The sequence below is a fragment of the Salinicola sp. CR57 genome (assembly GCF_003206585.1).
Taxonomy (GTDB): domain Bacteria; phylum Pseudomonadota; class Gammaproteobacteria; order Pseudomonadales; family Halomonadaceae; genus Salinicola; species Salinicola lusitanus.
This window is the reverse complement of the sequence record NZ_PZJL01000005.1, coordinates 484,847-510,562: the sequence shown is the minus strand read 5'-3', so window position 1 is coordinate 510,562 and position 25,716 is coordinate 484,847. Positions and strand designations below refer to the sequence as shown.

The following is a 25,716-nucleotide window of genomic DNA, read 5'->3' as shown; positions in this document are numbered from 1 at the left end:
AACACCCGGAGCACGCTCATGTTGACTCAACGATTCTTCCGATTGACCGCCTCGCTCGCCCTGGCGGGCCTTTCCACCGTAGCCCTGACGGGCGTCGCCCAGGCGGCCACCGAGATCCGCGTCGCCTACGGCAACCAGCCGGGCGAGCCGGTCGACGTGGCGGTCAAGGCCTGGGCGAAAGAGGTCGCGGAAGCGAGTGATGGCGAGTTGACGCTGAAGGCGTTTCCCGCCAGCCAGCTCGGCGGCGAAACCGAAGTAATGGAACAGGCCCGCTTCGGCTCGCCGCTGATCACCATCACCGCCTACTCCAACTTCATCAGTTCGGTACCGGACCTCGCCGTGCTGGACGCGCCCTATCTGGCCACGGATTTCGACAGCAAGCTCAAGGTGTTCGATTCCGACTGGTTCGCCGAGCAGGAGAAGAAGGTCGAGGAAGCCGGCTATCACATCGTGATTCCCAACACCGTCTACGGCGTGCGCCAACTGCTATCCCGCGAGCCGGTGGCAACGCCGGAAGACCTGGCCGGGGTCAAGATCCGGGTTCAGAACTCGCCGATGTACGTCGCCGCGATCAAGGCGATGGGCGCGGTGCCCACGCCGATGTCACTGGGAGACGTCTACCCCTCCCTGGCCCAGGGCCTGGTCGACGGCGTCGAGAATCCGCTGCCGGTGCTCTATGGCGGCAAGTTCTATGAAGTGGTCAAGAACCTCAACCTCACCTCGCACATGCATACCGTCGCGCCCTTCGTCACCGGCGAGGCGTTCTGGCAGCAGTTGAGCCCCGAGGACCAGAAGATCCTCACCGAGACCGGTCAGGAGATGGCCCAGAACCTGCGCACCCTGGTCGAGGAGCAGACCGAGAAGTCGCTTCAGCAACTCGAGGATGCCGGTGTCCAGGTCCACGAGGTGGATACCGCCCCGTTCCGCGAGCGCGCTCAGGAAGAGATTCCCAAGGCGTTCCCGCAGTGGAGCGAAGGGCTATATCAACGGGTGAGTCAGATCATCAACGACTAGTATCGATGCCTGCGCGAGCGAATCGCGGCGTTGCGCGGGGCTCGAAGCCCTCGCCTAACACCCCGTTATGTCTCGACTTCTGCGCCCCGCGCGCCTTGCGCTTCATCTCGCTCGGCAATCGATCCTGCTCTGATCAACGCTACAACGTGGCTATCGCTCACGTCCCAAGGGTTGAAATCCATGCAAACGCTTTTCAAGGCGCTCGACCGCCTGATGCGGCTCGATGAGGTCATCGCCAGCCTGGCGCTGTTCGGGCTGTTCGTGGTGGCGATCGCCAACGTCTTCATGCGCTATCTGTTCTCCTCTCCGCTGGCCTGGAGCGAGGAGATCCTGCAGTTGCTGATGGTGTGGGCGACCTTTCTTGGCGCCAGCGCCCTGGTGCGTCGCAACGAGCACGTCCTGATCGGCCTGCTGGGCGACAAGCTGCCGCCCCGCCTGCGCCGCTGGAATACCCGGATCTTCAATGTCGGCATCGTCATGCTGTGTGCCCTGGCGATGCTCTACTGGGGGCTGGAACTGCTGCCCTTCTCGCGTTTTCGCAGCACCCCGATGCTGCAGATCCCCTACACCTGGATCCATGTCGCCATCCCCATCAGCGCCGCCATGATGCTCTACCACGGGCTGGTGCGCCTGATCACCGATGATCGTGGCGTGGCGTCATCGGACGCGATCGCCGACGTCGAAACCGCCGATGTCTTGAACACCAAGGAGTGATATCGATGGCCGTTGGCATTGCGCTCGTCGCGCTCTTCATCCTGTTCTGCCTGGGCACGCCGGTGGCCTTCGCGCTGTTCGCGTCGAGCCTGGCCTATTTCCTGATCGGTGCCGACCAGCCCATGGTGACGCTGATCCAGCGCCTCGCCGGCGGTCTGGAGTCGATCTCGCTACTGGCGATTCCGTTCTTCATCATGGCCGGGGTGTTCATGAACCACTCCGGCATCACCGAGCGCCTGCTCAAGCTGGCCGAGCTGATGACCCGCCGCCTGCACGGCGGGCTGGCCCAGGCCAACGTGCTGCTGAGCACCTTCATGGGCGGGCTCTCCGGTTCCAACATCGCCGACGCGGCGATGAACGCCAAGCTGCTGGTGCCGAGCATGACCAGGGCCGGCTACCCCAAGGCGTTCTCCAGTGCGATCACCGCCTCGTCGTCGCTGATCACCTCGACCATACCGCCGGGCATCGCGCTGATCGTCTACGGCTACGTCAACAACGTCTCGATCGGCCGGCTGTTCCTGGCCGGCGTCGTCCCCGGCGTGCTGATGGCGGTCGCCATGATGGTGCTGGTGTCGATCCAGTGCCGGCGGCTCGGCTACCAGAAACCGCGCCGCGAACGCGTATCGCGTCACGAATGGATCAGCGTGACCCGCGCCGGCATCATCGCCCTGCTGCTGCCGGTGGTGGTGATCGGCGGCATCCGCATCGGGGTGTTCACGCCCACCGAGGCGGGCGCCATGGCGGTGCTCTACGCGCTGATCGTGGGGCTGTTCGTCTACCGCCAGATGGGGCTCGGCAGCGTCGCCGTGGCCACCCGCGAATCGCTGATGGCCTCGGTCAACGTGCTCTTCATCATTGCCGTGGCGTCGGGCTTCGCCCGCGTGCTCACCTGGGAGCAGATTCCGCAGCAGATCGCGCTGATGCTCTCTTCAGGCGTCGGCAGCGCGGTCGCCTTCCTGCTGATCGCCAACCTGCTGCTGCTGGTGCTGGGGATGTTCCTCGAGGGCAACGCCATCCTGATCGTGCTGTCGCCGCTGCTGGCGCCGGTCGCCGCCCAGTTCGGCATCGACCCGGTACACTTCGGCATCGTCTTCATCCTCAACGCCTCGATCGGCACGATCACGCCGCCGCTGGGGACGGTGATGTTCACCACCTGCTCGATCACCGGCGTCTCGATCGGCGCCTTCATTCGCGCCATCGTGCCCTACTGGCTGCTGCTGGTGGCGCTGCTGCTGGTGGTCACCTTCGTCCCCGCGATCTCGCTGACACTGCCCAACTGGGTATTTTGAGCGCCGCTGAAAGCCAGGAGAGGAAGCTGCCGGATAAGACCATGGCCGTATGTCGGCCATTGTCAGTCGCTTCGCCGTCGATCAGGCGGGTAAGATGGCGTTGCGCCGAAATATGTTGAACATATTTCCCCATGACACCGTGAGTCGAGACTTTCCTTCGTGTCGGACAAGCCAACGCCCCCCGCCGCCAAGCGCATCAGCGTCTCCGAAGCGCTGGTACGCGAGATCTTCGCCGGTAGCTACCAGCCCGGCGACTTCGTGCCCAAGGAGATCGATCTCTGCGAACGGTTCGCGCTCAATCGTTCGGCCGTGCGCAGCGATCTGCGTCAACTGGTGGACGCCGGCATCATCGAGCGCATTTCCGGATACGGTTCTCGCGTTCGCCCCTACGCCGAATGGAATATCCTCGATCCCCAGGTCACCGATTGGATGGTCCGTTTCGCCACTCCCATTCCGGGTATCCAGCGCGAGATCCTGGCGTTCCGATTCGACGTCGAGCCCTACGTGGCGATGACCGCGGCCAAGCGCGCCACGGCGAGGGACCTGGTGGCGATCGAGGAGGCCTTCGAGGGCATGGGCCAGCATCTGCGCCAGCCCGTGGATACCGGTCGCCGCGCCCGCCTGCATAGCGACTGCGACGTGGCTTTCCACGTCGCCATCTTCAAGGCGACTCACAACATCGTCTGGACCCAGCTCTCGCACATCCTGAAGCCCTCGATTCACCTGCTGGTGGAGACCTCCAACGTCAGCGCCAGTGACCCGGAGGAGAGCCTGGAACGCCATCGCGAGCTGATGGAGTGTATTCGCACCCGTCGCCCACGGGACGCCTTCTTCGCCTCTGTGGCCGTATTGGAAGGCACCGCCGCCGCGCTTGGCATCGAGATGCCGGACACGCTACTGGGAGAGATACCCGAAGCGCTGGGCGACGGATAACTCGGTACTGCCCGCGCAATTTACCCTCACCGCATGATCAGGAGGTTCCATGGATCTAGGCATCAACGGCCGCTGGGCCATCGTCTGCGCCGCCAGCCAGGGGTTGGGCAAGGGGTGCGCCATCGCCTTGGCGAGAGAAGGCGTCAATCTGGTCATCAATTCGCGCCGCCAGGAGGCCCTCGAGGCGGTGGCGGAGGAGCTGCGCCGGATGAACGCGGCGATCGAGGTACGCGCGATCGCGGGCGGTATCGGCGACCCAGCCACTCGGCAGGCCCTGCTTTCCGCCGTGCCCCAGGTCGATATCCTGATCAACAACAACGGTGGACCGCCCCCGGGCGATTTCCGCGACTGGTCGCGGGACGACTGGATCGCCGCGCTGGATGCCAACATGCTCGCACCCATCGCGCTGATCCAGGCCTGCGTCGACGGCATGGCGGAGCGCGGTTTCGGTCGCATCGTCAATATCACCTCGTCGGCGGTGAAAGCGCCGATCGACGTGCTCGGGCTATCCAACGGCGCTCGCAGCGGCCTGACCGGATTCGTCGCCGGCACGGCCCGCCAGTCACGCCTCGCCAGCCGCAATGTCACCATCAACAACCTGTTGCCAGGGAGCTTCGACACCCAGCGTCTGCGCGGCAATATCGAGCGAGCGGCCAGCAAGGCCGGACGCGACGCCGAGGAGGTCGCCGGTGACCGGGCGGCAGCGATCCCCGCCGGCCGCTTCGGCAACCCCGAGGAGTTCGGTGACGTCTGCGCCTTCCTCTGCAGCCAGCAAGCCGCCTACATGACCGGCCAGAACGTGCTGCTCGATGGTGGCGCCTATCCGGGGACTTTTTAGGGCGCCCGAGGCCGCGCCTGTCCGGGGGCTTACTACGGCGCCCGAAGCCGCGCTGTTGTTTCAGGCGCCCGAAGCCGCGCCATCACCCTGAACAACGCGCTCGAAGCCGTGCCGCTGTTTCAGGCGCCCGAAGCCGCGCCCGCTGTCTCAGCGCTCGTTAACGGCGATCCAGAATGAAAGACGCCGGGCTTGAAAGCCCGGCGTGTTCAGTTGCGAGGATGATTCGGCACACAGAATCCAGCAGCACGGAGGGTTCAGTGCAACAGGTTCAATGATTATCCCGCGGTAGGTCCCAGGCGATGGCGCGGTACCTGGTGGCCGGTGCCAGCGTCATGCCGCGATCCAGCGGCTCGACCATCGAGCGTTGGATCTCCTGCCACGGCGTCTGGTGATCACGGTACGGATAACCGCCCTGCGCCTCCAGCCGCTGCCGACGCGCGGCCAGCTCGTCGTCGCCGATCAGCAGGTTGGCCTCGCCCCGCTTGAGGTCGATACGAACCCGATCACCGGTTTCCAGCAGCGCCAGGTCGCCACCGGTCGCCGCTTCCGGCGAGGCGTTGAGGATCGACGGCGAACCGGAAGTACCGGACTGACGCCCGTCACCGAGGCACGGCAATGATTCGATGCCGCGCTTGATCAGCGCCTCCGGCGGTTGCATGTTGACCACTTCCGCCCCGCCCGGATGCCCCACCGGCCCCGCGCCGCGCATCACCAGAATGGTGTTCTCGTCGATCTCAAGAGCGGGATCGTCGATGCGCGCATGGTAATCCTCGGAGCCGTCAAACACGGCGACCTTGCCTTCGAAGGCCTCCGGGTCGTCCGGATTGGAGAGATAGCGGCGTCGGAAATCGTTCGAGATCACACTGGTCTTCATCAGCGCCGAGTCGAACAGATTGCCCTTCAAATTGAGAAAGCCCGCCGACTCCACCAGCGGATCGGCATAGCGGCGAATCACATCTTCGTCCTGGGTCTCTCGGCCGAAGCAGTTGGCTTGCAGCGAGCGGCCGTTGACCGTCAGCGCCTCGCCGTGGAGTCGCCCTGCCGCCAGCAGTTCATGAACCACCGCCGGCACGCCACCCGCCCGGAAGAACTCCTCGCCGAGATAGGCACCCGCCGGCATCACATTGGCCAGCAGCGGAATGTCGTGGCCCAACCGTTGCCAGTCGTCGTTGGTGAGTTCGATGCCGGCGTGACGGGCGATCGCGTTGATATGCACCGGCGCATTGCTGGAGCCGCCCAGCGCCGAGCAGACCACGATGGCGTTCTCGAACGCTTGCCGAGTGAGAATGTCGCTCGGGCGCAGATCTTCCCATACCATCTCGACGATACGCGCGCCGGTGGCGTAGGCGACCATCGGCCGCTCCTTGTAGGGTGCGGGGATCATCGCCGAGCCGGGCAGACTCATGCCCAGCGCCTCGGCCATCGAATTCATGGTCGAAGCCGTACCCATGGTGTTGCAGTGCCCCACCGAGGGCGCCGAATCGGCGATTCGTGCCAGAAATTCCGGGTAGTCGATCTCCCCCGTCGCCAGGCGCTTGCGCAGCTCCCACACGATCGTGCCGGAACCGACCCGATCCCTGCCGCGCCAGCCATTGAGCATCGGCCCGCCGGAAAGCACGATCGCGGGAATGTCCGCCGTGGCCGCGGCCATCAGGCACGCCGGCGTGGTCTTGTCGCAGCCGGTGGTCAGCAGCACGCCGTCGAGCGGATAACCGTGAAGCACCTCGACCAGCCCGAGATAGGCCAGATTGCGATCCAGCGCCGCCGTGGGTCGGCGAACGTTTTCGTGAATCGGATGCAGCGGAAATTCGAACGGTACGCCACCGGCGGCGCGAATGCCCGCCTTCACCCTCTCGACCAGCTGAATGTGATGGCGGTTGCACGGCGTCAGATCGGAACCCGACTGGGCGATGCCGATGATCGGCTTGCCGGAGGAAAGCTCCTCAAGCGTGATGCCGTAATTCATGTAACGCTCGAGGCATAGCGCCGTGGTACCGGCATGGTCGGGATTGTCGAACCACCAGCGCGAACGCAGGCGCTCGGGGGTCATTGGGGGGCGTTCGCTCATGATGGTCTCCCCGGGGGGTGTCGAGAGGTTGTCGAGACGGATTCGAAGGGCACGATCACAGTGCCTTCGCCGCGGCGTAGCCGAAATCCGCTTCACTGCCGAGCGTGTTGCGCAGGGGGCGGCCCAGCGCCGGCAGATCGATCTCGTAACGATCGCCCGGCTCGACCACGATCTTGTCGGCGAAGCTCAGCGTCGCGGTGCCGAAGAAATGCACGTGGACGTCGCCGGGACGACGGAAGTTGCGGTACTTGAAGTGGTGATGTTCCAGATTGGCGAGACTGTGAGCCATGTTCGCCTCGCCGGTGAGGAACGGCTTCTCCCACAGCGTGTGCCCGTCGCGCACGATGCGGCTGGTGCCTTCGAGATTCGAAGGCAGCTCGCCCACGAACAGTTCCGGACCGAAACTGCAGGCGCGCAGCTTGGAGTGCGCCAGCCACAGATAGTTGAAACGCTCGGTGACATGGTCGGAGAACTCGTTGCCGATCGCGTAACCCACCCGCCACGGCTGCCCGTTCTCGCCAACCACGTAGAGACCGGCCAGCTCAGGCTCTTCACCGGCGTCCTGGGCGAACGCCGGCGAGGGAAGATCGGCTTCCGGCGCGACGACGCAGTCGCCATCGCCCTTGTAGAACCACTCCGGCTGCGGCCCCAACTCGCCCGCCTTCGGCTTGCCGGCTTCCACACCCATGCGGAACATGCGCATCGAGTCGGTCAGCTCGCTCTCGTCGATCTTCTCCGACGCGTGCATGGCAGAGCGAGTATCGGCACTGCCAAGGTGGGTCAACCCGGTACCGGTCACCAGACAATGAGCGGGGTCCGGATGCGTCAGCGGTGGTAGCAGGCGGCGCTCCTTGATGAGCTGAGCGTAGTCGAGACGTGTCTCGGTCAGCGCCGCGTCGACCACGGCGGCCAACGGCTTGCCCTCATTGACCGCTCGCATGGCCAGGCCATGAACACCCTCGTCGCTTTCGACGACCTGGACCTCATGTTCGTCGACGACCATTGCCACGGTCAGGCGGTCATCGTTCAGGCACTGAATCAGGCGCATCGGCACTCTCCTTGCATCGATCATCGGTCACTGTTGTCGTCAACGTCCCGGCGGCGCCCCAGGCAGCAAACCGCGCATAGTCGCTGCGCGGGCCTTATGCCATTGCGGCACAGCGACCACCATTTATCATCATCGGCATATGTTGAACATATAAAAAATAAGTACAACATAGACTTTCGGAGCAAATACGTTGGCCACCAACCGGCGTAATCTGCATTTCAAAGGAGCTCGGTCGCTGACCTCACGCTGTCGGTTTTTTGATCGATGATGTTGAAAACGGAGATAAAATAGAGCTAGTTGGATCATGTTCTGTTGCCGTCCATGGGTTCATCTGACGGCACCGATTGATGGCCATTATACCAATGTCTAGCCAATACGTTTATTGCACTCAATGGTCATAAACAATAGTTTCAATGAGCGACAAACCAATTACGTGGCGGTAAAAAAACCAAAACGCCAACAACCCCCCTCCCCAAGGAGACACGCCATGAAGACATCCATCAACAAGCGTCATCTCGCTGGATTACTGGGATTGTCCCTGCTGCTGCCGCTGCCGGCGCTGGCCGACTATCCCGAAAAGCCGATCACGCTGATCGTCCCTTGGGCGGCTGGCGGCGGCACCGATGCAACTGCGCGGACCATCGCCGCCGCGCTGGAGGAAGAGCTGGGGCAGACCGTCAACGTGGTCAACCGAACCGGCGGTAGCGGCGTGGTGGGACACACTGCCATGGCCATGGCCAAGCCCGATGGCTACACGCTTGGCCTGATCACCGGCGAGATCAACATGATGCACTGGCAAGGGCTGACGCAGCTGACCTACAAGGACTACACCCCCATTGCCCAGATCAACTACGACTACGCCGGCATTCAGGTGGCCGCGGATGGCCCCTTCGACTCGGTCCAGTCGCTGGTCGACAAGATCGGGGCCGAGCCCGCGCGAACTTACACCGCGTCCGGCACCGGCCAGGGCGGCGTGTGGCACCTGGCCTTCGCCGGCTTCCTGCTGGACCAGGGTATGGAAGCCGACCGTGTCTCCTGGATTCCCAGCCAGGGCGCCGCGCCGGCGATGACCGAGATGGCGGCGGGCAGCATCGACATCGTGCCCAGCTCGGTTCCCGAAGGCCGCTCGATGATCGAGGCCGGCAAGGCCAAGAGCCTGGCGATCATGGCGCCGGAGCGGCTCGCGAGCTTCCCCGACGTCCCCACGCTGAAGGAGGCGATCGGTAGCGATTACACCATCGGTGAGTGGCGCGGCATCGCCGGCCCCAAGGGAATGGACCCGGACGTCGTGAAGACCCTGGAGACGGCAATCGAGGCCGCCTACAACAGTGACACCTACCAGAACTTCATGGCCAAGCAGGGCTTTGGCACCGAGTGGCGCGGGGCGGACGATTTCGGACAGTTCATGGCCGAGCAGGACGAACGCTTCGGCAAGATCGTCGAGCAGGTGGGACTGGCCAAGTGATCCAGCGCCCCGAACGGGAGATGACTTCATGAGAGACTTCCTGCTCGGGCTGGCATTCGTGATCGGCGGCGGCGTGGTCATCGCCGTCGCCCAGACCTACCCAACCATGCCGACACTCCAGTTCGGCCCCTCGCTGTTTCCCTCGCTGATCGGCGGGGGCATGGTGATCGGCGGACTGGTGCTGGCACTGACCCGGGTAGGCCAACTCAGGATCGCGTTCGCCGGCCCCCGTGCCCAGACACCACGATACGATTACCGCGGCCTGCTGATCTCGCTGCTGCCCTGTGCGCTGATCGTCTTCTATATCCTCGCCAGCGAGTGGCTGGGCGCGCCCTTGTGCATGGCGGTGAGCATGCTGATTCTGATGCTGCTGCGCGGCGCCAGACCTTGGCTCTCGCTGATCGTGTCGCTGGTCGTCGCGACGGCGATCTACCTGCTGTTCTCACGCTATCTGCTGATTCCGCTGCCGGAAGGCACCCTGCTGTCTCAAATCCTACCCTAGCCTGGTGATTGCCCATGGACTCCTTTCTGCAAGGCCTGGCAATGGTGTTCAACGTCCAGACGATGCTGGTCATCGTCGCGGCGGCCGTCTTCGGACTCTTCGTGGGCGCCATTCCCGGCCTGACCGCCACCATGGCGGTAGCGCTGCTGGTGCCGATCACGTTCTACATGGATGCCACCCCGGCCATTGCCGCCATCGTGGCCACCTCGGCCATGGCGATCTTCGCCGGTGACATACCCGGCACCTATCTCAACATTCCCGGCACCCCGGCTTCCGCCGCTTATGTCGGCGAGTCCTATCGTCTCGCCCAGAAGGGCCGCGCTCGGGAAACGCTGGGTACCAACCTGGTCTGCTCCGTCATCGGCGGGCTGTTCGGCACCTTGGTGCTGGTGTTCGTCTCCCCCTCGCTGGCCGAAATGGCGCTCAATTTCAGCTCGTTCGAATACTTCTGGCTCGCCCTGCTGGGCCTGAGCAGCTCGATCTTCATCGCCATCGGTTCCCGGGTCAAAGCGTTCCTGTCGTTGACCGTCGGCCTGCTGCTCTCCACGGTCGGCCTGGACATGATGAGTGGCGCGCCGCGCTTCACCTTCGGCGTCCCCGACCTGATGGCCGGCATCAATTTCATCCCGGTGATGATCGGCATGTTCGCGCTCAACGAGATCATGATGTTCTACGGCTCGCGGGCCGAGGCACGCAGCGTCCCGGTGATGGCCAAGGACAGCGTGTTCGCCGGCGCGCCAAAGCACGTCAAGACCTACTGGCGCAACGTCCTTCGCGGCAGTTCGCTGGGCACGCTCATCGGTGCGCTGCCCGGCGCGGGTGCGGATATCGCGGCGTGGATCGCGTATGCGCTGGGCAAGAGCCGCTCCAAGGAGAAGGAGAAATATGGCACCGGCCATATCGAAGGCATCGTCGATGCCAGCTCCGCCAACAACTCCGGCATCAGCGGTGCCTGGGTACCGGCGCTGGTGTTCGGCATCCCCGGCGACACCATCACCGCCATCGTCATCGGCGTGCTCTACATGAAGGGCATGAATCCGGGGCCGACGATCTTCATGAACGGCGGCGGCCAGGTCTATGCGCTGTTCACTGTGTTCTTCGTCGCCAACCTGATCATGCTGCCGATCGGCTACCTCGCCATCCGCGCCTCCAAGGTGTTCATCCTGACTCCACGCAAGCTGCTGATGCCGGTGATTCTCAGCTTCTGCATCGTCGGCGCCTTCGCCATCAACAATTCGATCACCGATATCTGGATCATGCTGATCATCGGGATGGTGGCCTTCGTGCTGGCCCGCAATGACTTCCCCATGGCACCGGCGATCCTGGGCCTGGTGCTCGGCGGCACGCTGGAGAACAGCTTCATGAGTTCGATGCTGAAATCCAACGGCGATCTACTGGCCTTCTTCGAACGGCCGATCAGCGCCGCCCTCGGCGCGCTGGTCATCCTGATCTGGCTGCTGCCCTCGTTGATCCGGCTGGTCCGCCGGCTGCGCAGCTCGCCACAATCCAGTCACAAGCCGAGGTCCTCATGACACGCTACGATGCAGCCGACCTGCGCACCACCCTGGCCACGCTCTTCACCGAGAACGGCGCCTCGCCGGAAGTGGCGGAAACCACCGCACGGATTCTGGTCGAGGGCGACCTGCTCGGTCACCATACCCATGGCGTGAAGCTGGCCAACGGTTATCTCAAGGACCTCAAGGCGGGACATGCCAGCGGCGACCAAACCCGGCTTGAGGTCCAGGAGAACAGCCCGGTCGCGGCGCTGTTCGACGGCCACTACCTGCTGGGACCGTACCTGGTGCAACGGGCGCTGGATCACTGCCGCGACGCCGCCGCCACCTTCGGGATCGGCATGGTCAGTCTCAAGCGCTCGCATCACATCGCATGCCTGGCGGCGTACCTCCAGCCGCTGGTCGAGGCCAATCTGGTTCCGCTGATATTGACCTCGGACCCGGCGGTCGCCTCGGTCGCACCGTTCGGCGGCCTGGATCGGGTCTACACGCCGAACCCGTTGGCCATCGGTATCCCGGGACGCGAGCAGCCGCTTCTGATCGACGTCAGCATGTCGACCATCACCAACGGCACCGTGGCCAAGACTCGTGCCGCCGGCGACAAGCTCGACCACCCGGCGATTCTCACTGGTCACGGCGAGATCAGCGACGACCCCGAGGACTATTTCGCCTCCCCGGAGGGGAGCATTCTGCCCCTGGGCGAACTCGCCTTCGGTCACAAGGGGTTCGCGCTGGGGCTGATGGTCGAAGCCTTGACCTCGGCCCTTTCCGGCTATGGCCGCAAGGACGCCCCGGAAGGCTGGGGCGCGTCGGTGATGGTCATGGTGATCGATCCGGCCCGTTTCGGTGGCGTGGAACCCTTCCTCGACGAGACCGACCATCTCGCCAGACGCTGCCTCGGCAGCCGGCCACGCGATCCCGATCGACCGGTCCGCCTGCCGGGTCAGTCCGGCCTCGCCCGTCGCCGGGACTATCTGGACAACGGCATTCCACTGCCATCGGACGTGGTGGAGGCCATGCGCGAGGCCGTGGCAGACTCGTCGCTATCGGGCAGTACCGCGTTCGGCTGATGCCACCCCACTTTCTCTCGACTCGACAGGAGCTCATCGCTACATGGCCCCATTCAACGATCCCGACTCCGTTTCCCCGCAGCGCCAGGCCGGACATTGCCTGCCCGACGATGCCGATCGCGCTCTGCTGGTGGGTCGCGTCTGGCTGGAGAGCGCCGTCGGCCGGTCCGGACCGGCGCCGGTGGCGCTGCGCGGCGATACGCTGGTCGATCTCTCCCGCCACGTGGCCACCATGGCCGACCTGCTGGAACGCGAAGACGCGACCTGGCTCGTGCGTGAAGCGCCGGGCGATAGCATCGGCACGCTCGACGAGATCCTGGCCAATAGCGTGGCCGATACGCCGAAGCCCCCCTACCTGCTGGCCCCCTGCGACGTGCAGGCGATCAAGGCCTGCGGCGTGACGTTCGCCGTCAGCCTGCTGGAACGGGTCATCGAGGAGCAGGCCGGTGGCGACCTCAAGCGTGCCGCCGAACTGCGCGAGGAGATCCAGGCGCTGATCGGTGGCGACCTGTCGCGGATCGAGCCCGGCTCGGCGGAAGCGATGGCGCTCAAGACCGAATTGCAGGCACGTGGCGGCTGGTCGCAGTACATGGAAGTGGGGATCGGCCCCGACGCCGAGGTGTTCTCCAAGGCGCAGCCGCTGTCGGCCGTCGGCCATGGTGCGCGGGTCGGCCTGCACCCCGCGTCCCAATGGAACAATCCGGAGCCGGAGATCGTGCTGGCGGTGGACGCCGAGGGCCAGGTCCGCGGCGCGACCCTGGGCAATGACGTCAACCTGCGAGACATCGAGGGCCGCAGTGCCCTGCTGCTGGGCAAGGCGAAGGACAACAACGCCTCCTGCTCGATCGGCCCCTTCATTCGCCTGTTCGATGAGCACTTCGGCATCGACGATGTCCGCAACGCCCGGGTCTCGCTGCGCATCGAGGGGGCGGACGACGACTTCGTGCTGGAGGGCGAGAGCGACATGCGCGAGATCAGCCGCGATCCGCTCGACCTGGTCGCGCAGACCTACGGTGCGCACCATCAGTATCCCGACGGCTTCATGCTGTTCCTCGGCACCATGTTCTCGCCGATCCAGGATCGGGATGGCGAGGGCCAGGGCTTCACCCACCACGTGGGCGACCGGGTGACGATCTCGACGTCCAGGCTGGGCGCGCTGACCAATGTCGTCGATCGCAGCGATCGGCTCCCCCCCTGGACGTTCGGTATTCGCGCGCTACTGGCCCACCTCGGCCAGCGCTGACATCGATCGCGAACGCACCACCCATCGCGAGAACGCAGCGAGTGCCGCCGCCGAGCCGGCGGCGCTCAGGCGTCGTCGCGCATCAACAGGATATCGATGAACTCGCCGACCACGTCCGATATCTCTTCCCCTTTGCGGGTCAGAACACCGTAATAGCCCAGCGGCTCGCCGATCACCAGCGGCAGCGCGGTGAATTTACCCGCCGAGATCGCGGTCTTGAGCACCGACGTCGGCAGCAGCGCAATGGCGTCCGATGAGCTCACCAGTTGCAGCGTCGTCTGTGTCGACGTGGTTTCCACCACGTTGCGGGGTGATGACACGCCGGCTTCGGCCAGAGCGACTTCGAACAGGCCCCGCATCGGGCTGCTCATGGGGTGCAGGACCCAGGGCCAGCGCACGATCTCGCCGAGACCGGGAAGACGTTGGCACAGCGGATGCTCCGCCCTGACCACGATCGAGACGGGCTCCGCCTGCAGGGGCATGAAGTCGAACAGATGATGCTGGGCATGCTCCGTGACTCGCCCAAGCACCACGTCCAGGCGCTTGTACTCCAGGTCCGCCAGCAGCCGGTCGCTGGAGTTCTCGAACAGGCTCACCGCCAGCTGTGGGCGTCGCGCCTTGATCGAGGTGATCGCCTTGGGCAGCAACAGCGGTGCCGCACCCGGCACCGAGCCGATGACGAGCTTGCCGTAGCCCCCCTCCCGCAGCGATACCAGATCGTCGATCAGGCGGTCGGTGTCGTTGAGGATGCTGCGGGCGTAGCGCACCAGCAATCGCCCGGCGTCGGTGATCTCCATGTGGCGAGGCTGACGGTAGAAAAGCGTCATGCCGAAGAAGGTCTCGATGTCCTTCAGCATCTTGCTGGCCGCAGGCTGACTCATGTTCATATGGCGAGACGTGGCGTGAAGATTGCGACTTTCGTCTAGCGTGACGAGCAGTACGAGATGCTTGATTCGCAACCAGCCCTTGACGTGAATACGACTATCGTTGGACATCAATACCACCCCGCATAATCCTTTGGTCAAAAACAATAACCCTCGGTTATCGGGGTTGCAAAAAAAACGATTAGCCATCGATCGCGAGCGCCGATTAGGCTACCGAATGACCCATGAAAGATGGCTCGTACTTTCGACGAATATTCCCAAATGACGTTTTTTATTTTTGAAAAATAGAAGACAAAAAAACAGGGTGACTTTCCGGTATTGAAAGTCGCCGTGGCTACCCACTCTCCATCCCATACTCTCCAGGCAAGGAATCTTCTCGGCATGCCCACGATTCAACGCGTCGAAGTTCAGGACATTCGTTTTCCGACCTCCCGCGAGCTGGACGGGTCGGATGCGATGAACGCCGCGCCGGACTATTCAGCCACCTATGTCATTCTGCACACCGATGCCGATGACGGCATTACCGGCCACGGCCTGACCTTCACCATCGGCCGCGGCAACGAGATATGCGTGACCGCCGTCGAATCGCTGGCAACGCGCCTGGAGGGGCGTTCGCTGTCGGACATCACCGCCGACATGGGCGCTTACTGGCGGGAACTCACCAGCGGGGACAGCCAGTTGCGCTGGCTGGGGCCGGAGAAAGGCGTCATTCATCTGGCCTGCTCGGCGATGATCAACGCGATCTGGGATCTGTGGGCCAAGCGGGAAGGCAAGCCAGTGTGGAAGCTGCTGGCCGACATGACGCCAGAGGAGCTGGTCCGCTGTCTCGATTTCCGCTTCGTGACCGATGCGCTGACGCCGGAAGAAGCGATCGGCCTGCTCCGCCGCCAGGCGCCGACCAAGGCCCAACGCGAGGCCCGCCTGCGCGAGCACGGCTACCCCGGCTACACCACCTCGGCCGGCTGGCTGGGCTACTCCGAGGAGAAGATGCGGTCGCTGTGCCGACAGGCGATCAGCGATGGCTGGGAGCACTTCAAGCAGAAGGTCGGCGGCGACATCGAGGAGGATCGACGGCGGGCCCGCATCCTGCGCGAGGAGATCGGCGAAGAGCGGCTGTTGATGATGGACGCCAATCAGATGTGGGACGTCGACGAGGCGATCGCCAACATGCGTCGGCTGGCCGAGTTCCGGCCACACTGGATCGAGGAGCCGACCAGCCCGGACGACGTGCTCGGTCACGCCGAGATTCGTCATCGGCTGTCGCCGATCGGTGTCGCTACCGGCGAGCACTGCCATAACCGGGTGATGTTCAAGCAGCTCTTCCAGGCGGACGCCATCGATTTCTGCCAGCTGGATGCCGCCCGCCTGGGTGGACTCAACGAGGTGATCGTGGTGCTGCTGATGGCCGCGAAGTATGACATCCCGGTCTGCCCCCACGGCGGTGGCGTGGGTCTGTGCGAATACACCCAGCACATCTCCATGTTCGACTACATCGCCGTTTCCGGTTCGCTCGAGGGCCGCCTGCTCGAGTACGTCGACCATCTGCACGACCATTTCATCGACCCGGTGAGGATCGATCGCGGGCACTATCAGCTACCCGATGCCGCCGGCTACAGCGTCACCATGAAAGCCAGCTCGCTCGATGCCCACCGGTTTCCCGGCGGCAGCGCCTGGCAGCAGTAGCCTCGTGCGCCGGACGCCCGCCACCCAGAGCATTCGGACGTCGCCAACGCGGGCGTCGCCATGCCGCAAGTCACTCACGCGATTCATGCCACTCACGCAATAAGCATCAACAACGTTATGGAGCCGAAGATGACAACAATCACATCCTTCCCCCACACGACACGCCCTAGACGGACCCGTTCCCGGTTGACGACGCTGATGGTGGCGACGGTCCTCGGTCTGACCAGCCTTTCTGCCGTGGCGGCGACCGAGATGCCGCCAATCCCGGAAGTCACCGGTGATGTCGTCGAGGGCGACGGCAACGACTACAACCTCAAGTTCAACATCGGCCTGACCCAGTCCAGCGCGCAGTATCGGGGCCTGGAGTATTTCAAGAAGATCGTCGAGCAGCGCAGCGACGGTCATATCCAGGTGCAGACGTTCCATAGCGCGCAGCTGGGCGACGACCTGCAGTCGGTCAGCGCGCTGCAGGCCGGCACGCTGGAGATGACGGCGCCGTCGACCTCCCCCATGGTCAGCATGTTCCCGCAGTTTGCCGTCTTCGACCTGCCGTTCCTGTTCCCGACACCGGAAATCGCCGACAAGGTACTGGACGGGGATATCGGTCAGCAGATGCTGAAGGACGCCTCGACGAAGGGACTGGTGGCGATCGGCTGGGCCGAGAACGGCTATCGCCAGTTGACCAACAGCAAGCTGGCGGTGACTTCCCCCTCGGACCTGGATGGCTTGAAGGTCAGGACCATGCAGAACCCGATCCATCTGGATATCTGGCGCACGCTCGGCGCCAACCCGACCCCGATGTCCTTCGCCGAACTGTTCACCGCGCTTGAGCAGGGTGTCGTCGACGGCCAGGAGAACCCGTGGATCACCATCGAATCCTCCAAGTTCAATGAAGTGCAGCAGTACGCGACCGAGACCAACCACGTCTACACGCCGTTCATCACCCTGGTGTCCGAGCGCTTCTGGAACCGGCTGCCGGAGAGCTATCAGCAGCTGCTGCGCGAGGCGGCCAAGCAGATGGGCGACTACGAGCGCCAGGTCAGCCGAACGCTCAATGACCAGATCAAGCAGGAGTTGAAGGAACAGGGCATGCAGATCACCGAACTGACGCCCGAGCAGATCGCGACCTTCCAGGAAGATCTGGCACCGGTCTACGACGACTGGCGTGACAAGATCGGCGGCGACTTGATCGACCGTATTCGCGCTGAGTCCCAGGCTCAGTAAGTACCGGTTCGCCGCAGGCGCCGACTCGCGCCTGCGGCGAGTGCGTGATCACGGAGGTCATGATGAGTGCCGACTCGCCTTCCGCCCGGGGTCTCCTGGGCTGGCTACGCCAAACGCTGGAAATCGCTGCCGGGCTACTGGTGCTGGGCGTGGTGTTCTGCGTCACGGCCAACGTCTTTGGCCGCTTCGTTCTCAACTATTCCTACACCTGGGCCGAGGAACTCTCCCGGGTGCTGTTCATCTGGCTGGTGCTGCTCGGCGCTGGCGTTGGCAGTCTCGGCAACGAGCACGTGGCGGTCACCTTCTTCCGCGACAAGGCGCCCGCCGGGCTGCGCAAGGCCGCCGTGCTGCTGAGCATCGCCATCGTCTACATCGTCTGCATCTGCATCCTGCTGGGCTTCAATGACGTCATCTCGGGCTACACCAGCGCCACGCCGATGCTGGGCATACCCCAGACGTTCCTGTACAGCGCCATGCCGGTGATGGCGATCCTGACGATCATCGCCAACACCATCGCCCTATTCTCCCTGTTCCGGAGCAAGACATCATGATCCTGTGGAGCATTCTGATAGGGCTGGCCATCTGTATCGTCATCGGCATGCCGATCTCGTTCGGTCTCGCGGCCATCAGCCTGTTCATCTTCTTCGAGTCCGGCTACGCGCTCTCGCCGATCGTGGCCCAGGCGGTCAACGGCCTGGACTCCTTTCCGCTGCTGGCCATCCCGCTGTTCATCCTGGTCGGGGAAGTCATGAGCGCCGGCGGCATCGCGACCCGCCTGGTGCGACTGGCCAGCGCCCTGGTCGGGTTCGTGGCCGGCGGCCTGGGCCAGGTCGCGGTGCTGACATCGATGTTCTTCGGCGGCATCAGCGGCTCGGCCGTGGCCGACGCATCCGCCGTCGGCAGCATGATGATCGAGCCGATGAAGCAGCATCGCTACAGTGCACCGCTGGCGACGGCGATCGTGGTGGCCGCCTCGGTCGTCGGCATCATCATCCCGCCCTCGATCCCGATGATCCTGTTCGGCGTGGTCACCAACACCTCGATCTCGCAGCTGTTCATGGCGGGTATCGTACCGGGCATCCTGATCACGCTGGGGCTGGCGGTCACCACCTACGTCCAGTCGCGCAAGAACGGTCGTGGCCAGCCCTTCTCGGTGCCCGAGCTGTTCGCGGCGTTGAAGGAAGCGCTGCTGGCACTGCTGCTGCCGGTGATCATCGTCGGCGGGATCCTGTCGGGCGTCTTCACCCCGACGGAGAGCGCGGCGATCGCGCTGGTCTACGCCTTCGCGGTCTCTTTCTTCATCTACCGTAGCCTGACGCTGAAACGTTTCTTCGAGCTCTGTATCGCCACCGGCAAACTGACCGGCGTGGTGATGCTGCTGCTGGCCTTCGCCAGCGTTCTCGCCTGGCTGCTCACCGCCAACATGATCCCGCAGCAACTCGTGGTCAGCCTGTCCGCGATCACCGAGAACAAGCTCCTGCTGCTGCTGATCCTGTCGGGTTTCCTGCTGGTCGTCGGCTTCTTCATGGATCTGACGCCGGCGATGGTGATCCTGGCGCCGCTGATGACGCCGGTGGTGGTCAAGCTGGGCATCGACCCGGTCTATTTCGGGGTGCTGATGTCGTTCATCCTGGGGATCGGCCTTATCACGCCTCCCGTGGGTACGGTGCTCTACGTCGGCTGCGGCGTCGGCAAGGTCGGCATGGAGAGCCTGGTCAAGAGCCTGCTCCCCTTCTACTTCACCTTGATCGGCCTGCTGGTGCTGTTCCTGCTCTTTCCTCAGGTCGTCCTCTGGTATCGCTGATGCCAGCCGGTTTCGACGACGATGAGTGGCTTCGATAACGTTTCGAGAGGTGATGCATGACCATTCAAGCCACGCTGATCGACGAGCTGGCCGTGATGCTGGGCCAGGGGGGGTTGCTGACCGACATCGATGACATGGCGCGCTATTGCGTCGACTGGCCGGGTTACCGTGGTGGCGCCCCCCTGGCAGTGGCGCGGCCGGCGACGACGCGCCAGGTGGCCGACGTGGTGCGCTACTGCCATCGACACGACATCCCGCTGGTGCCCCAGGGGGGGCACAGCGGCCTGGTGGGCGGCGCCCTGCCCGATGGCGAGCGGCCGGAACTGGTCGTCAGTCTCGAGCGGATGACGGCGATCCGCGACGTCGATCCGATCAATTTCACCATGAGCGTGGATGGCGGATGCGTGCTGCAGTCGGTCAAGGATGCCGCCGAGGCGGTGGATTGCGATTTTCCGCTCTCGCTGGGTGCCCAGGGCAGCTGCCAGATCGGCGGCAACGTCTCGACCAACGCCGGCGGCCTCAACGTGCTGCGTTACGGCATGATGCGACAGCTGGTCCTGGGGCTGGAGGTCGTGCTGCCGGATGGTCGGATCTACAACGGCATGAAAGCGCTGCACAAGGACAACACGGGCTACGATCTCAAGCAGCTGTTCATCGGTGCGGAGGGCACGCTCGGCATCGTGACCGGGGCGGTCCTCAAGCTGTTTCCCCGCCCTCAGGTCAGTCGCAGCGCGCTGCTGGCCTGCCCCAGCGTGGCTGCCGTACTCGAACTCTATGCGCTGGCGCGACGCAGTTGCTGCGACCTGCTGACCGCCTTCGAGCTGGTGCCGCGCACCTGCCTCGAACTCGCCATGGAGGCCGCCCCCGACCTGCGTGACCCGCTGGATGCACCGGCGCCTTACTACGTCCTGATGGAAGCCAGCGCCAGCGGACCGGCGGATCTGGACAGCATGATCGAGAGCCTGTTCGAGCGCGGGCTCGAGACCGGCCGGCTGACCGATGGCGTGCTGGCCACCAGTGAGGCGCAGGCCGGCAATCTCTGGCGCATTCGCGAAGCCATGCTGGAAGGCCAGCGCAATCGTGGCGAGCACCTGCGCACCGATGTCTCGCTGCCGATCTCCTCGTTGAACACCTTCCACGAGCGCGCCGCCGAGGAGATCGGGACATTGTGCCCGCAAGCGACGATCATCGCCTACGGCCATATCGGTGACGGCAATCTGCACTTCAACATCCTGCCGCCTCCAGAGCTCGGCCCCGACGAGCGCTCATCGCTACTGCATGAGCTGGAGGAGCGTCTGTTCGAGATCGTCGCCGACTTCGATGGCAGCATCAGCGCCGAGCATGGCATCGGCCGCTTCAAGCAGACCGCCTTCCTGGAGACGCTGTCCGAGCCCGAATACGACATCATGCGTGGCCTGAAGCGGCTTCTGGACCCCCGTTACCTGATCTCCCCTGGCCGGATTCTGCCCCGCCCCGTCGAATGACCCGGCCCCGCCCGCGCACTCTTCTTTCAGGAAGCGACTCATGCAAGATTCCCCTGTCGATAAAGATCGTCACCTCGAGGATGTCCAGACCGTCGGCTTCCTCGGAACCGGCATCATGGGGGCCCCCATGGCGGCCCGCCTGGCGGATGTCGGCCATCACGTCCGGGCTTGGAACCGCACGCCCGACAAGCTGGCACCGCTGCAGGCCGCCGGCGTGGTCGCGGCTCGATCCCCCGAGGCGGCCGTCCACGACGCCGATGTGGTCATCGTGATGCTGAGCGCGGGCCCCGTCTGCGACGAGATCCTGTTGAGCGAAACCGGCATCATCACCGCGACGCGGCCCGGCAGTTGCCTGATCGTGATGAGCTCGATCCCGGTGGATACCGCCAAGGGACAGGCGGACGCCGCCAACCTCCACGGCGTCGACTATCTCGACGCACCGGTCTCCGGCGGGGAACGCGGCGCCATCGAGGGCACGCTGGCGATCATGGTCGGTGGCGAGGCATCCGTTTTCGAACGTCATCGCCCGCTGCTGGCAACCCTCGGTCGTCCCACCCATGTCGGGCCCGCCGGGAGCGGCCAGCTCGCCAAGCTCGCCAACCAGATGATCGTGGCCAACACCATCGCCACCGTGGCCGAGGCGCTGCTGCTGGTGGAGCGTGGCGGGGCCGATCCCGCGCAGGTGCGTCAGGCGTTGATGGGCGGTTTCGCCGACTCGACCATTCTCGATGTCCATGGTCGGCGCATGCTGGAGGAGAGTTTCCTGCCCGGCGGTGCCGCGAAGTGGCAACACAAGGACACCCAGACGGCAATGGCGCAGATGGCTCGCCTGTCGCTCGACCTTCCCATGAGCCGTCAGGCCGATGCGCTGTTCGGCGACATGTTGGCAAACGGCGATGGCGAGCTGGATCACAGTGCGCTGATCCGGGAGTTGCGCCGACGAAACGGCATGCCGGTCGATTGAGCTCACGATACGACGAGCAGCCGGCGATCTGCCCGGTTAGCGCTGGCTCAACCAGCGCAGATACCCAGGTTCCCTCAGTTCGCCGGCATGCCGGAAGTTGGCCAGGCGTTCCTGGACCAGTGCCTCGGAGTCCCTGATGTGCCGGTGAAGTGCGTCGCTGGCCTGCGCGGCGCGCCGCTGCTGCATCGCTTCGAAGACCTGCCGATGCGCAGCGAAGAAAGGGTCGCCCGGCGGCAGTTCGATCTCGCCTCCCAGCAGATGCTTGCTGATCAGCAGGATCGGCCGGGTGCGCTGAAGCATGGTCAGGATCTCGGCGTTACCGCCCTGCTCCAGCGCCTCGTGATGCAGGTCGTTCTCCAGCGCATCGAGCTGGCTGGCCTCTATTCGAGGGTAGCTGGCCTGGGCTTGATCCAGGCGATCCAGATAGCGCTGAATCGCCTTGTCCGGGATTCGCTCGCAGGCCCGCGCAATCATGAACGGCTCCAGTTGACGCCGCGCATCGTAGAGTTGATGCAGTCGATCGTCGTCCAGCGGCACCACGTTCCAGCTACTGTACTTGACCTTCTCGACGACACCGAGGGACTGCAGTTGCAGCAGAATGCGGTAGGTCGTGGCGCGGCTGACACCCAGTGACTTGGCCAGTTGCAGCTCGTTGAGCTCGAGTCGGCCTTTCATCGAGCAAAGGACGACGTCGTGCTCGACCCGCTCCGCCAGCGCGCGCCAGGAGTCCGTTCGCTTGACGGAGGCGCGGCCGCCCGCGGCCCGGAAATCGGCCGCCGTCAGCGAGCGGCGCACGATACTCCCCGGTGCCCGCCCCACCAGGAACCCGCGGCCGTCGAAACGGCTGATGGCGCCCTCGTCGTGCAGCCGCCCCAGGGTCTGGCGAACCGGCGAACGGCTCATCCCGAAGATATCGGCGATATTGCCCTCGAGCAGCACCAGGCCAGGCTCCAGATGGCCACTGGCCATGCTGCGCAGCAGGGCCTCGTAGAGTTGATCCTTGAGCGTCTTGGTCATCGAACTGATCCCGCCACGTTTTCGGTGGACCTGAATCGGGAACGTGCCACGATTCAGCAAGAACGAGTATTGCATACAAAGACCGTCACCGACTGTCAGACCTAGGTCCTGCCTCGAACCTGGTTGACAACATCGGCTTTCGGCCCCCTGGGAGACCGCGTCTTGATGGCGGCACCAACAAAAACGCCGCCCACGAAGTGGGCGGCGTTTCGACACCAGCGGAGCAACAGGCTCGGCTAGCGGTACAGCGTCTACCGATCAGGCGCGCGAGCGGCGAACCGGTGCCTCGCCATCGGTGCGGCGACGCGGTGCACGCTCGGGCGCACCCTGGTCTTCCGAGATTTCCAGCGAACGTCCACCGACCCGGGCGCGTGACATCTTGGCCAGAATCGAGGACGGCAGTCCGCTCGGCAGCTCGACCACGGAGAAGGCGTTGCGAATATCGATGCGGCCGATGCGACCACCCTCGATGCCCCCTTCGTTGGCGAGTGCGCCGACCAGTTGTCCCGGCTTGACGCCATCCTTGTGACCGACGGAGACCCGGTAGCGAGTCATGCCTTCGCGCGGCGCGCTTTCGCGACGGCGCGGGGCACCGCGCTCACCACGGCTACCGCCATCGCGGCCACCGTCGCGACCGCTGTCACGGCGCGAGGGTGAACTGGTGATGCGGCCGATCGGCGCTTCGCCGGCACGCGCCAGCGTTGCCAGTGCCGCCGCCAGATCGATCGGATCGTGACCCTCTTCGACCAGCTTCTCGATCAGCGCACGCTGATGATCGCTACCGGCCTCGAGCATCTCGCGCAGACGCGCACTGAACTGCGTGTCGCGATGAGCGCGAATGGCGGCCTCGTCGGGCAGCGGCATCTCGGTCATGGCCTGACCGGTCGCCTGCTCGACCCAGCGCACCTTGCGGGTCTCGCGGCCGCCGGCGAACGTGATGGCGACACCGTTGCGGCCAGCACGGCCGGTACGGCCGATACGGTGAATGTAGGCCTCGGAATCCTGCGGCAGATCGTAGTTGATCACGTGAGTGATCCGCGGAACGTCCAGACCACGCGCCGCCACGTCGGTGGCCACCAGCACATCGACCTTGCCCCGCTTGAGACGCGTCACGGTACGCTCACGCAGGCTCTGGTCGAGATCGCCGGAGAGGCCGGCAGCGTTGACGCCGCGAGCAGTCAGCTGCTCCACCAGCGTGGTACAGGCGGCACGGGTGCGCACGAACACGATGGCGGCGTCGACCGTCTCGACTTCGAAGATACGCGCCAGAGCTTCCAGCTTGCTGGGGCCTTCGACCCGCACCACGCGCTGTTCGATGTTCTCGCCAGTGCTGACCTTGGATTCGATCGCGACCTTGACCGGGTCGACCAGGTAGCGGTTGACGATACGCTCGATCTCGCTCGGCAGCGTGGCCGAGAAGAAGACGCGCTGGGCGTTCTTGGGCGTATCGGCGACCACGCGCTTGACGTCGTCGATGAAGCCCATGCGCAGCATCTCGTCGGCTTCGTCGAGCACCAGCGCCGACAGGCCGTCCAACTTGAGGCTGCCACGGTCGAGGTGATCGATGATCCGCCCCGGTGTCCCCACGACGACCTGGGCGCCACGCTTCAACGCCGACAGCTGCTCGCGGTAATCCTGGCCACCGCAAAGCGTCGCGATTTCCAGGCCTTTCAGATTCTGGCCGTACTTGGAGAAGGATACGGCAACTTGCTGCGCCAGCTCACGGGTCGGCGCCAGCACCAGGACTTGCGGTTCACGCCGGCCGAGATCGAGACGGCTCAGTAAAGGCAGCGCGAACGCCGCGGTCTTGCCGGTGCCGGTCTGCGCCTGGCCCAGCATGTCGCGACCTTCCAGCAGCGCAGGGATAGTCTGCGACTGGATCGGCGACGGGATTTCATAGCCCAACGTTTCGAGGGCGGTCAGTACTTCCGGCAACAGAGCCAGATCGCCAAAGCTAGGCGAAGCAGTAACAGTCGAGGTCATTTCACACCTTGGAGTGGCCGGTGGGCACCGGCGAAAATGTCATGGCATTGGTGGCGTGATCACCACTGAATGCCGGTCGCACCAGGCATTGCGCTTCTCGCCAGCGGATTCGAAAGCGATAGCGTATGTGGCGACCTTGATGCGCCCGGTTGCGTAATACATCAACCGATTGAGGCGCTCCATCGTTGCATCCGGACGCGAAAAACGGCGTGGCCGTGCGTCATGTACGAGATACGTCCGGTGCTGGGCATCGACTCACGGGTCGATGGCGTCGATTACAGACATATCGGCAGGATGGTGGGGTCAACACATGCGAGGAGGCGCTACTATACCATCGGCGTAGACGTTTCACCACCGGAACGTAAAAATCCTACCGAAAACCCCAATGGATAGACGTGGCCTCGGATGAAGCCTGGCGGCGAAAACCGTAGACTGCGCGCCACTTCTTCCTCATCCAGCCGAGCGTCATCGCCATGCCGACACCCAAGCCCACTCTCTGGATCGACGCCGACGCCTGCCCGCGCGTTGCCCGTGACATCATCATTCGTGCCGCCGAGCGCACCCAGACCCTAACCTGGATGGTGGCCAATCATGCGTTGCCGTTGCCGTCTTCGCCTTGGGTCAAGTCGCGCACCGTGGCGCATGGCTTCGATGCCGCGGACAACGAGATCGTCGATGCCGTCACCAAGGGCGACCTCGTCGTTACCAGCGACCTTCCTCTGGCACAGGAGGTCATCGAGCGTGGGGCGATGGTCATGACCACTCGCGGCGAGAACCTGACGCTCGACAACATCAAGTCGCGCGTGCAGATGCGCGACTTCATGGAGACGCTGCGCGCCAGCGGGGAACACACCCAGGGGCCCAACGCCTATACCGATGGTGATCGCCGGACGTTCGCCAACGCGCTGGACCGCTGGCTGCAACGCCACGCTCGAGTCTAGCGGGTTCGTCACCATCAACGGGACGACCCCGGAT

At 64.3% G+C, this 25,716-nt stretch carries 22 protein-coding genes; 17 read left to right on the top strand and 5 right to left on the bottom strand.

From position 1 onward, the window contains the following. Nucleotides 1–18 precede the first annotated feature (18 nt). The 5 genes from DOM56_RS08970 to DOM56_RS08950 all read left to right on the top strand — a co-directional run bounded on the left by DOM56_RS08970 (nucleotide 19) and on the right by DOM56_RS08950 (nucleotide 4,788). On the top strand, nucleotides 19–1,014 hold the full coding sequence (locus tag DOM56_RS08970; RefSeq protein WP_110708653.1) for a C4-dicarboxylate TRAP transporter substrate-binding protein: 996 nt from the start codon (nucleotides 19–21) through the stop codon (nucleotides 1,012–1,014). Nucleotides 1,015–1,194: 180 nt separating this feature from the next. Next, complete coding sequence (locus DOM56_RS08965) at nucleotides 1,195–1,728, top strand: TRAP transporter small permease (protein ID WP_110708441.1); 534 nt, start codon at nucleotides 1,195–1,197, stop codon at nucleotides 1,726–1,728. Nucleotides 1,729–1,733: 5 nt separating this feature from the next. Beyond that, nucleotides 1,734–3,017 (top strand): TRAP transporter large permease, encoded by a 1,284-nt coding sequence (locus DOM56_RS08960; protein WP_110708440.1) that lies wholly within the window; start codon nucleotides 1,734–1,736, stop codon nucleotides 3,015–3,017. 159 nt (nucleotides 3,018–3,176) lie between these two features. Next, nucleotides 3,177–3,950: an FCD domain-containing protein gene (locus DOM56_RS08955; RefSeq protein ID WP_110708439.1), complete on the top strand. Its 774-nt coding sequence runs from the start codon at nucleotides 3,177–3,179 to the stop codon at nucleotides 3,948–3,950. 49 nt (nucleotides 3,951–3,999) lie between these two features. Next, the gene (locus DOM56_RS08950; protein ID WP_110708438.1) at nucleotides 4,000–4,788 is read left to right on the top strand and encodes an SDR family oxidoreductase; all 789 of its coding nucleotides are present in this window, start codon (nucleotides 4,000–4,002) and stop codon (nucleotides 4,786–4,788) included. A 268-nt stretch (nucleotides 4,789–5,056) separates the two neighbouring features. On the opposite strand, the gene DOM56_RS08945 is transcribed toward DOM56_RS08950, so the two are convergent. Together DOM56_RS08945 and araD1 are read right to left on the bottom strand one after the other, a co-directional pair. Continuing rightward, nucleotides 5,057–6,856, bottom strand: a complete 1,800-nt coding sequence (locus DOM56_RS08945) for an IlvD/Edd family dehydratase (protein WP_110708437.1) — start codon at nucleotides 6,854–6,856, stop codon at nucleotides 5,057–5,059. 55 nt (nucleotides 6,857–6,911) lie between these two features. Then, nucleotides 6,912–7,904: an AraD1 family protein gene (gene araD1, locus DOM56_RS08940; RefSeq protein WP_110708436.1), complete on the bottom strand. Its 993-nt coding sequence runs from the start codon at nucleotides 7,902–7,904 to the stop codon at nucleotides 6,912–6,914. Nucleotides 7,905–8,391: 487 nt separating this feature from the next. On the opposite strand from araD1, the gene DOM56_RS08935 reads away from it, so the two are divergent. The 5 genes from DOM56_RS08935 to DOM56_RS08915 are packed head-to-tail and all read left to right on the top strand — an operon-like array spanning nucleotide 8,392 to nucleotide 13,698. Further along, the gene (locus DOM56_RS08935) at nucleotides 8,392–9,369 is read left to right on the top strand and encodes a tripartite tricarboxylate transporter substrate binding protein (RefSeq protein WP_110598367.1); all 978 of its coding nucleotides are present in this window, start codon (nucleotides 8,392–8,394) and stop codon (nucleotides 9,367–9,369) included. A gap of 28 nt (nucleotides 9,370–9,397) precedes the next feature. Continuing rightward, a complete protein-coding gene (locus tag DOM56_RS08930; protein ID WP_110598368.1) occupies nucleotides 9,398–9,871 on the top strand; it encodes a tripartite tricarboxylate transporter TctB family protein in 474 nt (157 codons plus the stop codon). A gap of 14 nt (nucleotides 9,872–9,885) precedes the next feature. After that, a complete protein-coding gene (locus tag DOM56_RS08925) occupies nucleotides 9,886–11,403 on the top strand; it encodes a tripartite tricarboxylate transporter permease (protein ID WP_110708435.1) in 1,518 nt (505 codons plus the stop codon). After that, nucleotides 11,400–12,455 carry an Ldh family oxidoreductase gene (locus tag DOM56_RS08920; RefSeq protein ID WP_110708434.1) on the top strand — a complete coding sequence of 352 codons (1,056 nt, stop codon included), beginning with the start codon at nucleotides 11,400–11,402 and terminating at the stop codon, nucleotides 12,453–12,455. The genes DOM56_RS08925 and DOM56_RS08920 overlap by 4 nt, the downstream gene beginning before the upstream one ends. A 43-nt stretch (nucleotides 12,456–12,498) precedes the next feature. Continuing rightward, nucleotides 12,499–13,698 (top strand): fumarylacetoacetate hydrolase family protein, encoded by a 1,200-nt coding sequence (locus DOM56_RS08915; protein WP_110708433.1) that lies wholly within the window; start codon nucleotides 12,499–12,501, stop codon nucleotides 13,696–13,698. A gap of 65 nt (nucleotides 13,699–13,763) precedes the next feature. Here DOM56_RS08915 and DOM56_RS08910 read toward each other — a convergent pair whose 3' ends face one another. Continuing rightward, the gene (locus DOM56_RS08910) at nucleotides 13,764–14,693 is read right to left on the bottom strand and encodes a LysR substrate-binding domain-containing protein (RefSeq protein WP_198655730.1); all 930 of its coding nucleotides are present in this window, start codon (nucleotides 14,691–14,693) and stop codon (nucleotides 13,764–13,766) included. A gap of 270 nt (nucleotides 14,694–14,963) precedes the next feature. Here DOM56_RS08910 and DOM56_RS08905 point away from each other — a divergent pair, with 270 nt between their 5' ends. The 6 genes from DOM56_RS08905 to DOM56_RS08880 all read left to right on the top strand — a co-directional run bounded on the left by DOM56_RS08905 (nucleotide 14,964) and on the right by DOM56_RS08880 (nucleotide 21,741). Then, entirely contained in the window at nucleotides 14,964–16,265 is a 1,302-nt protein-coding gene (locus tag DOM56_RS08905) for an L-fuconate dehydratase (RefSeq protein ID WP_110708431.1), read from the top strand. A gap of 129 nt (nucleotides 16,266–16,394) precedes the next feature. Next, nucleotides 16,395–17,489 (top strand): TRAP transporter substrate-binding protein, encoded by a 1,095-nt coding sequence (locus tag DOM56_RS08900; protein WP_110708430.1) that lies wholly within the window; start codon nucleotides 16,395–16,397, stop codon nucleotides 17,487–17,489. A 62-nt stretch (nucleotides 17,490–17,551) separates the two neighbouring features. Beyond that, nucleotides 17,552–18,040, top strand: coding sequence for a TRAP transporter small permease (locus tag DOM56_RS08895; RefSeq protein ID WP_110708429.1), 489 nt, complete (start codon nucleotides 17,552–17,554; stop codon nucleotides 18,038–18,040). After that, nucleotides 18,037–19,293 carry a TRAP transporter large permease gene (locus DOM56_RS08890; RefSeq protein ID WP_110708428.1) on the top strand — a complete coding sequence of 419 codons (1,257 nt, stop codon included), beginning with the start codon at nucleotides 18,037–18,039 and terminating at the stop codon, nucleotides 19,291–19,293. Before DOM56_RS08895 ends, DOM56_RS08890 begins: the two co-directional genes overlap by 4 nt. 56 nt (nucleotides 19,294–19,349) lie before the next feature. Next, nucleotides 19,350–20,777 carry an FAD-binding oxidoreductase gene (locus DOM56_RS08885; RefSeq protein WP_110708427.1) on the top strand — a complete coding sequence of 476 codons (1,428 nt, stop codon included), beginning with the start codon at nucleotides 19,350–19,352 and terminating at the stop codon, nucleotides 20,775–20,777. Between the two features lie 40 nt (nucleotides 20,778–20,817). Further along, nucleotides 20,818–21,741, top strand: a complete 924-nt coding sequence (locus tag DOM56_RS08880) for an NAD(P)-dependent oxidoreductase (protein WP_110708426.1) — start codon at nucleotides 20,818–20,820, stop codon at nucleotides 21,739–21,741. A gap of 36 nt (nucleotides 21,742–21,777) precedes the next feature. Here DOM56_RS08880 and DOM56_RS08875 read toward each other — a convergent pair whose 3' ends face one another. After that, nucleotides 21,778–22,758, bottom strand: a complete 981-nt coding sequence (locus DOM56_RS08875) for a GntR family transcriptional regulator (RefSeq protein WP_110598960.1) — start codon at nucleotides 22,756–22,758, stop codon at nucleotides 21,778–21,780. A gap of 258 nt (nucleotides 22,759–23,016) precedes the next feature. After that, complete coding sequence (locus tag DOM56_RS08870) at nucleotides 23,017–24,741, bottom strand: DEAD/DEAH box helicase (RefSeq protein WP_110708425.1); 1,725 nt, start codon at nucleotides 24,739–24,741, stop codon at nucleotides 23,017–23,019. 473 nt (nucleotides 24,742–25,214) lie between these two features. On the opposite strand from DOM56_RS08870, the gene DOM56_RS08865 reads away from it, so the two are divergent. Next, on the top strand, nucleotides 25,215–25,682 hold the full coding sequence (locus DOM56_RS08865) for a YaiI/YqxD family protein (protein ID WP_110708424.1): 468 nt from the start codon (nucleotides 25,215–25,217) through the stop codon (nucleotides 25,680–25,682). Nucleotides 25,683–25,716 lie beyond the last annotated feature (34 nt).

What these genes read in the sequence shown, in the direction of transcription:
- DOM56_RS08970 (WP_110708653.1), top strand. Translation starts at nt 19, where the DNA reads ATGTTGACTCAACGATTCTTCCGATTGACCGCCTCGCTCGCCCTGGCG.
- DOM56_RS08965 (WP_110708441.1), top strand. Translation starts at nt 1,195, where the DNA reads ATGCAAACGCTTTTCAAGGCGCTCGACCGCCTGATGCGGCTCGATGAG.
- DOM56_RS08960 (WP_110708440.1), top strand. Translation starts at nt 1,734, where the DNA reads ATGGCCGTTGGCATTGCGCTCGTCGCGCTCTTCATCCTGTTCTGCCTG.
- DOM56_RS08950 (WP_110708438.1), top strand. Translation starts at nt 4,000, where the DNA reads ATGGATCTAGGCATCAACGGCCGCTGGGCCATCGTCTGCGCCGCCAGC.
- DOM56_RS08945 (WP_110708437.1), bottom strand. Translation starts at nt 6,856, where the DNA reads ATGAGCGAACGCCCCCCAATGACCCCCGAGCGCCTGCGTTCGCGCTGG.
- araD1 (WP_110708436.1), bottom strand. Translation starts at nt 7,904, where the DNA reads ATGCGCCTGATTCAGTGCCTGAACGATGACCGCCTGACCGTGGCAATG.
- DOM56_RS08935 (WP_110598367.1), top strand. Translation starts at nt 8,392, where the DNA reads ATGAAGACATCCATCAACAAGCGTCATCTCGCTGGATTACTGGGATTG.
- DOM56_RS08930 (WP_110598368.1), top strand. Translation starts at nt 9,398, where the DNA reads ATGAGAGACTTCCTGCTCGGGCTGGCATTCGTGATCGGCGGCGGCGTG.
- DOM56_RS08925 (WP_110708435.1), top strand. Translation starts at nt 9,886, where the DNA reads ATGGACTCCTTTCTGCAAGGCCTGGCAATGGTGTTCAACGTCCAGACG.
- DOM56_RS08920 (WP_110708434.1), top strand. Translation starts at nt 11,400, where the DNA reads ATGACACGCTACGATGCAGCCGACCTGCGCACCACCCTGGCCACGCTC.
- DOM56_RS08915 (WP_110708433.1), top strand. Translation starts at nt 12,499, where the DNA reads ATGGCCCCATTCAACGATCCCGACTCCGTTTCCCCGCAGCGCCAGGCC.
- DOM56_RS08910 (WP_198655730.1), bottom strand. Translation starts at nt 14,693, where the DNA reads ATGTCCAACGATAGTCGTATTCACGTCAAGGGCTGGTTGCGAATCAAG.
- DOM56_RS08905 (WP_110708431.1), top strand. Translation starts at nt 14,964, where the DNA reads ATGCCCACGATTCAACGCGTCGAAGTTCAGGACATTCGTTTTCCGACC.
- DOM56_RS08900 (WP_110708430.1), top strand. Translation starts at nt 16,395, where the DNA reads ATGACAACAATCACATCCTTCCCCCACACGACACGCCCTAGACGGACC.
- DOM56_RS08895 (WP_110708429.1), top strand. Translation starts at nt 17,552, where the DNA reads ATGAGTGCCGACTCGCCTTCCGCCCGGGGTCTCCTGGGCTGGCTACGC.
- DOM56_RS08890 (WP_110708428.1), top strand. Translation starts at nt 18,037, where the DNA reads ATGATCCTGTGGAGCATTCTGATAGGGCTGGCCATCTGTATCGTCATC.
- DOM56_RS08885 (WP_110708427.1), top strand. Translation starts at nt 19,350, where the DNA reads ATGACCATTCAAGCCACGCTGATCGACGAGCTGGCCGTGATGCTGGGC.
- DOM56_RS08880 (WP_110708426.1), top strand. Translation starts at nt 20,818, where the DNA reads ATGCAAGATTCCCCTGTCGATAAAGATCGTCACCTCGAGGATGTCCAG.
- DOM56_RS08875 (WP_110598960.1), bottom strand. Translation starts at nt 22,758, where the DNA reads ATGACCAAGACGCTCAAGGATCAACTCTACGAGGCCCTGCTGCGCAGC.
- DOM56_RS08870 (WP_110708425.1), bottom strand. Translation starts at nt 24,741, where the DNA reads ATGACCTCGACTGTTACTGCTTCGCCTAGCTTTGGCGATCTGGCTCTG.
- DOM56_RS08865 (WP_110708424.1), top strand. Translation starts at nt 25,215, where the DNA reads ATGCCGACACCCAAGCCCACTCTCTGGATCGACGCCGACGCCTGCCCG.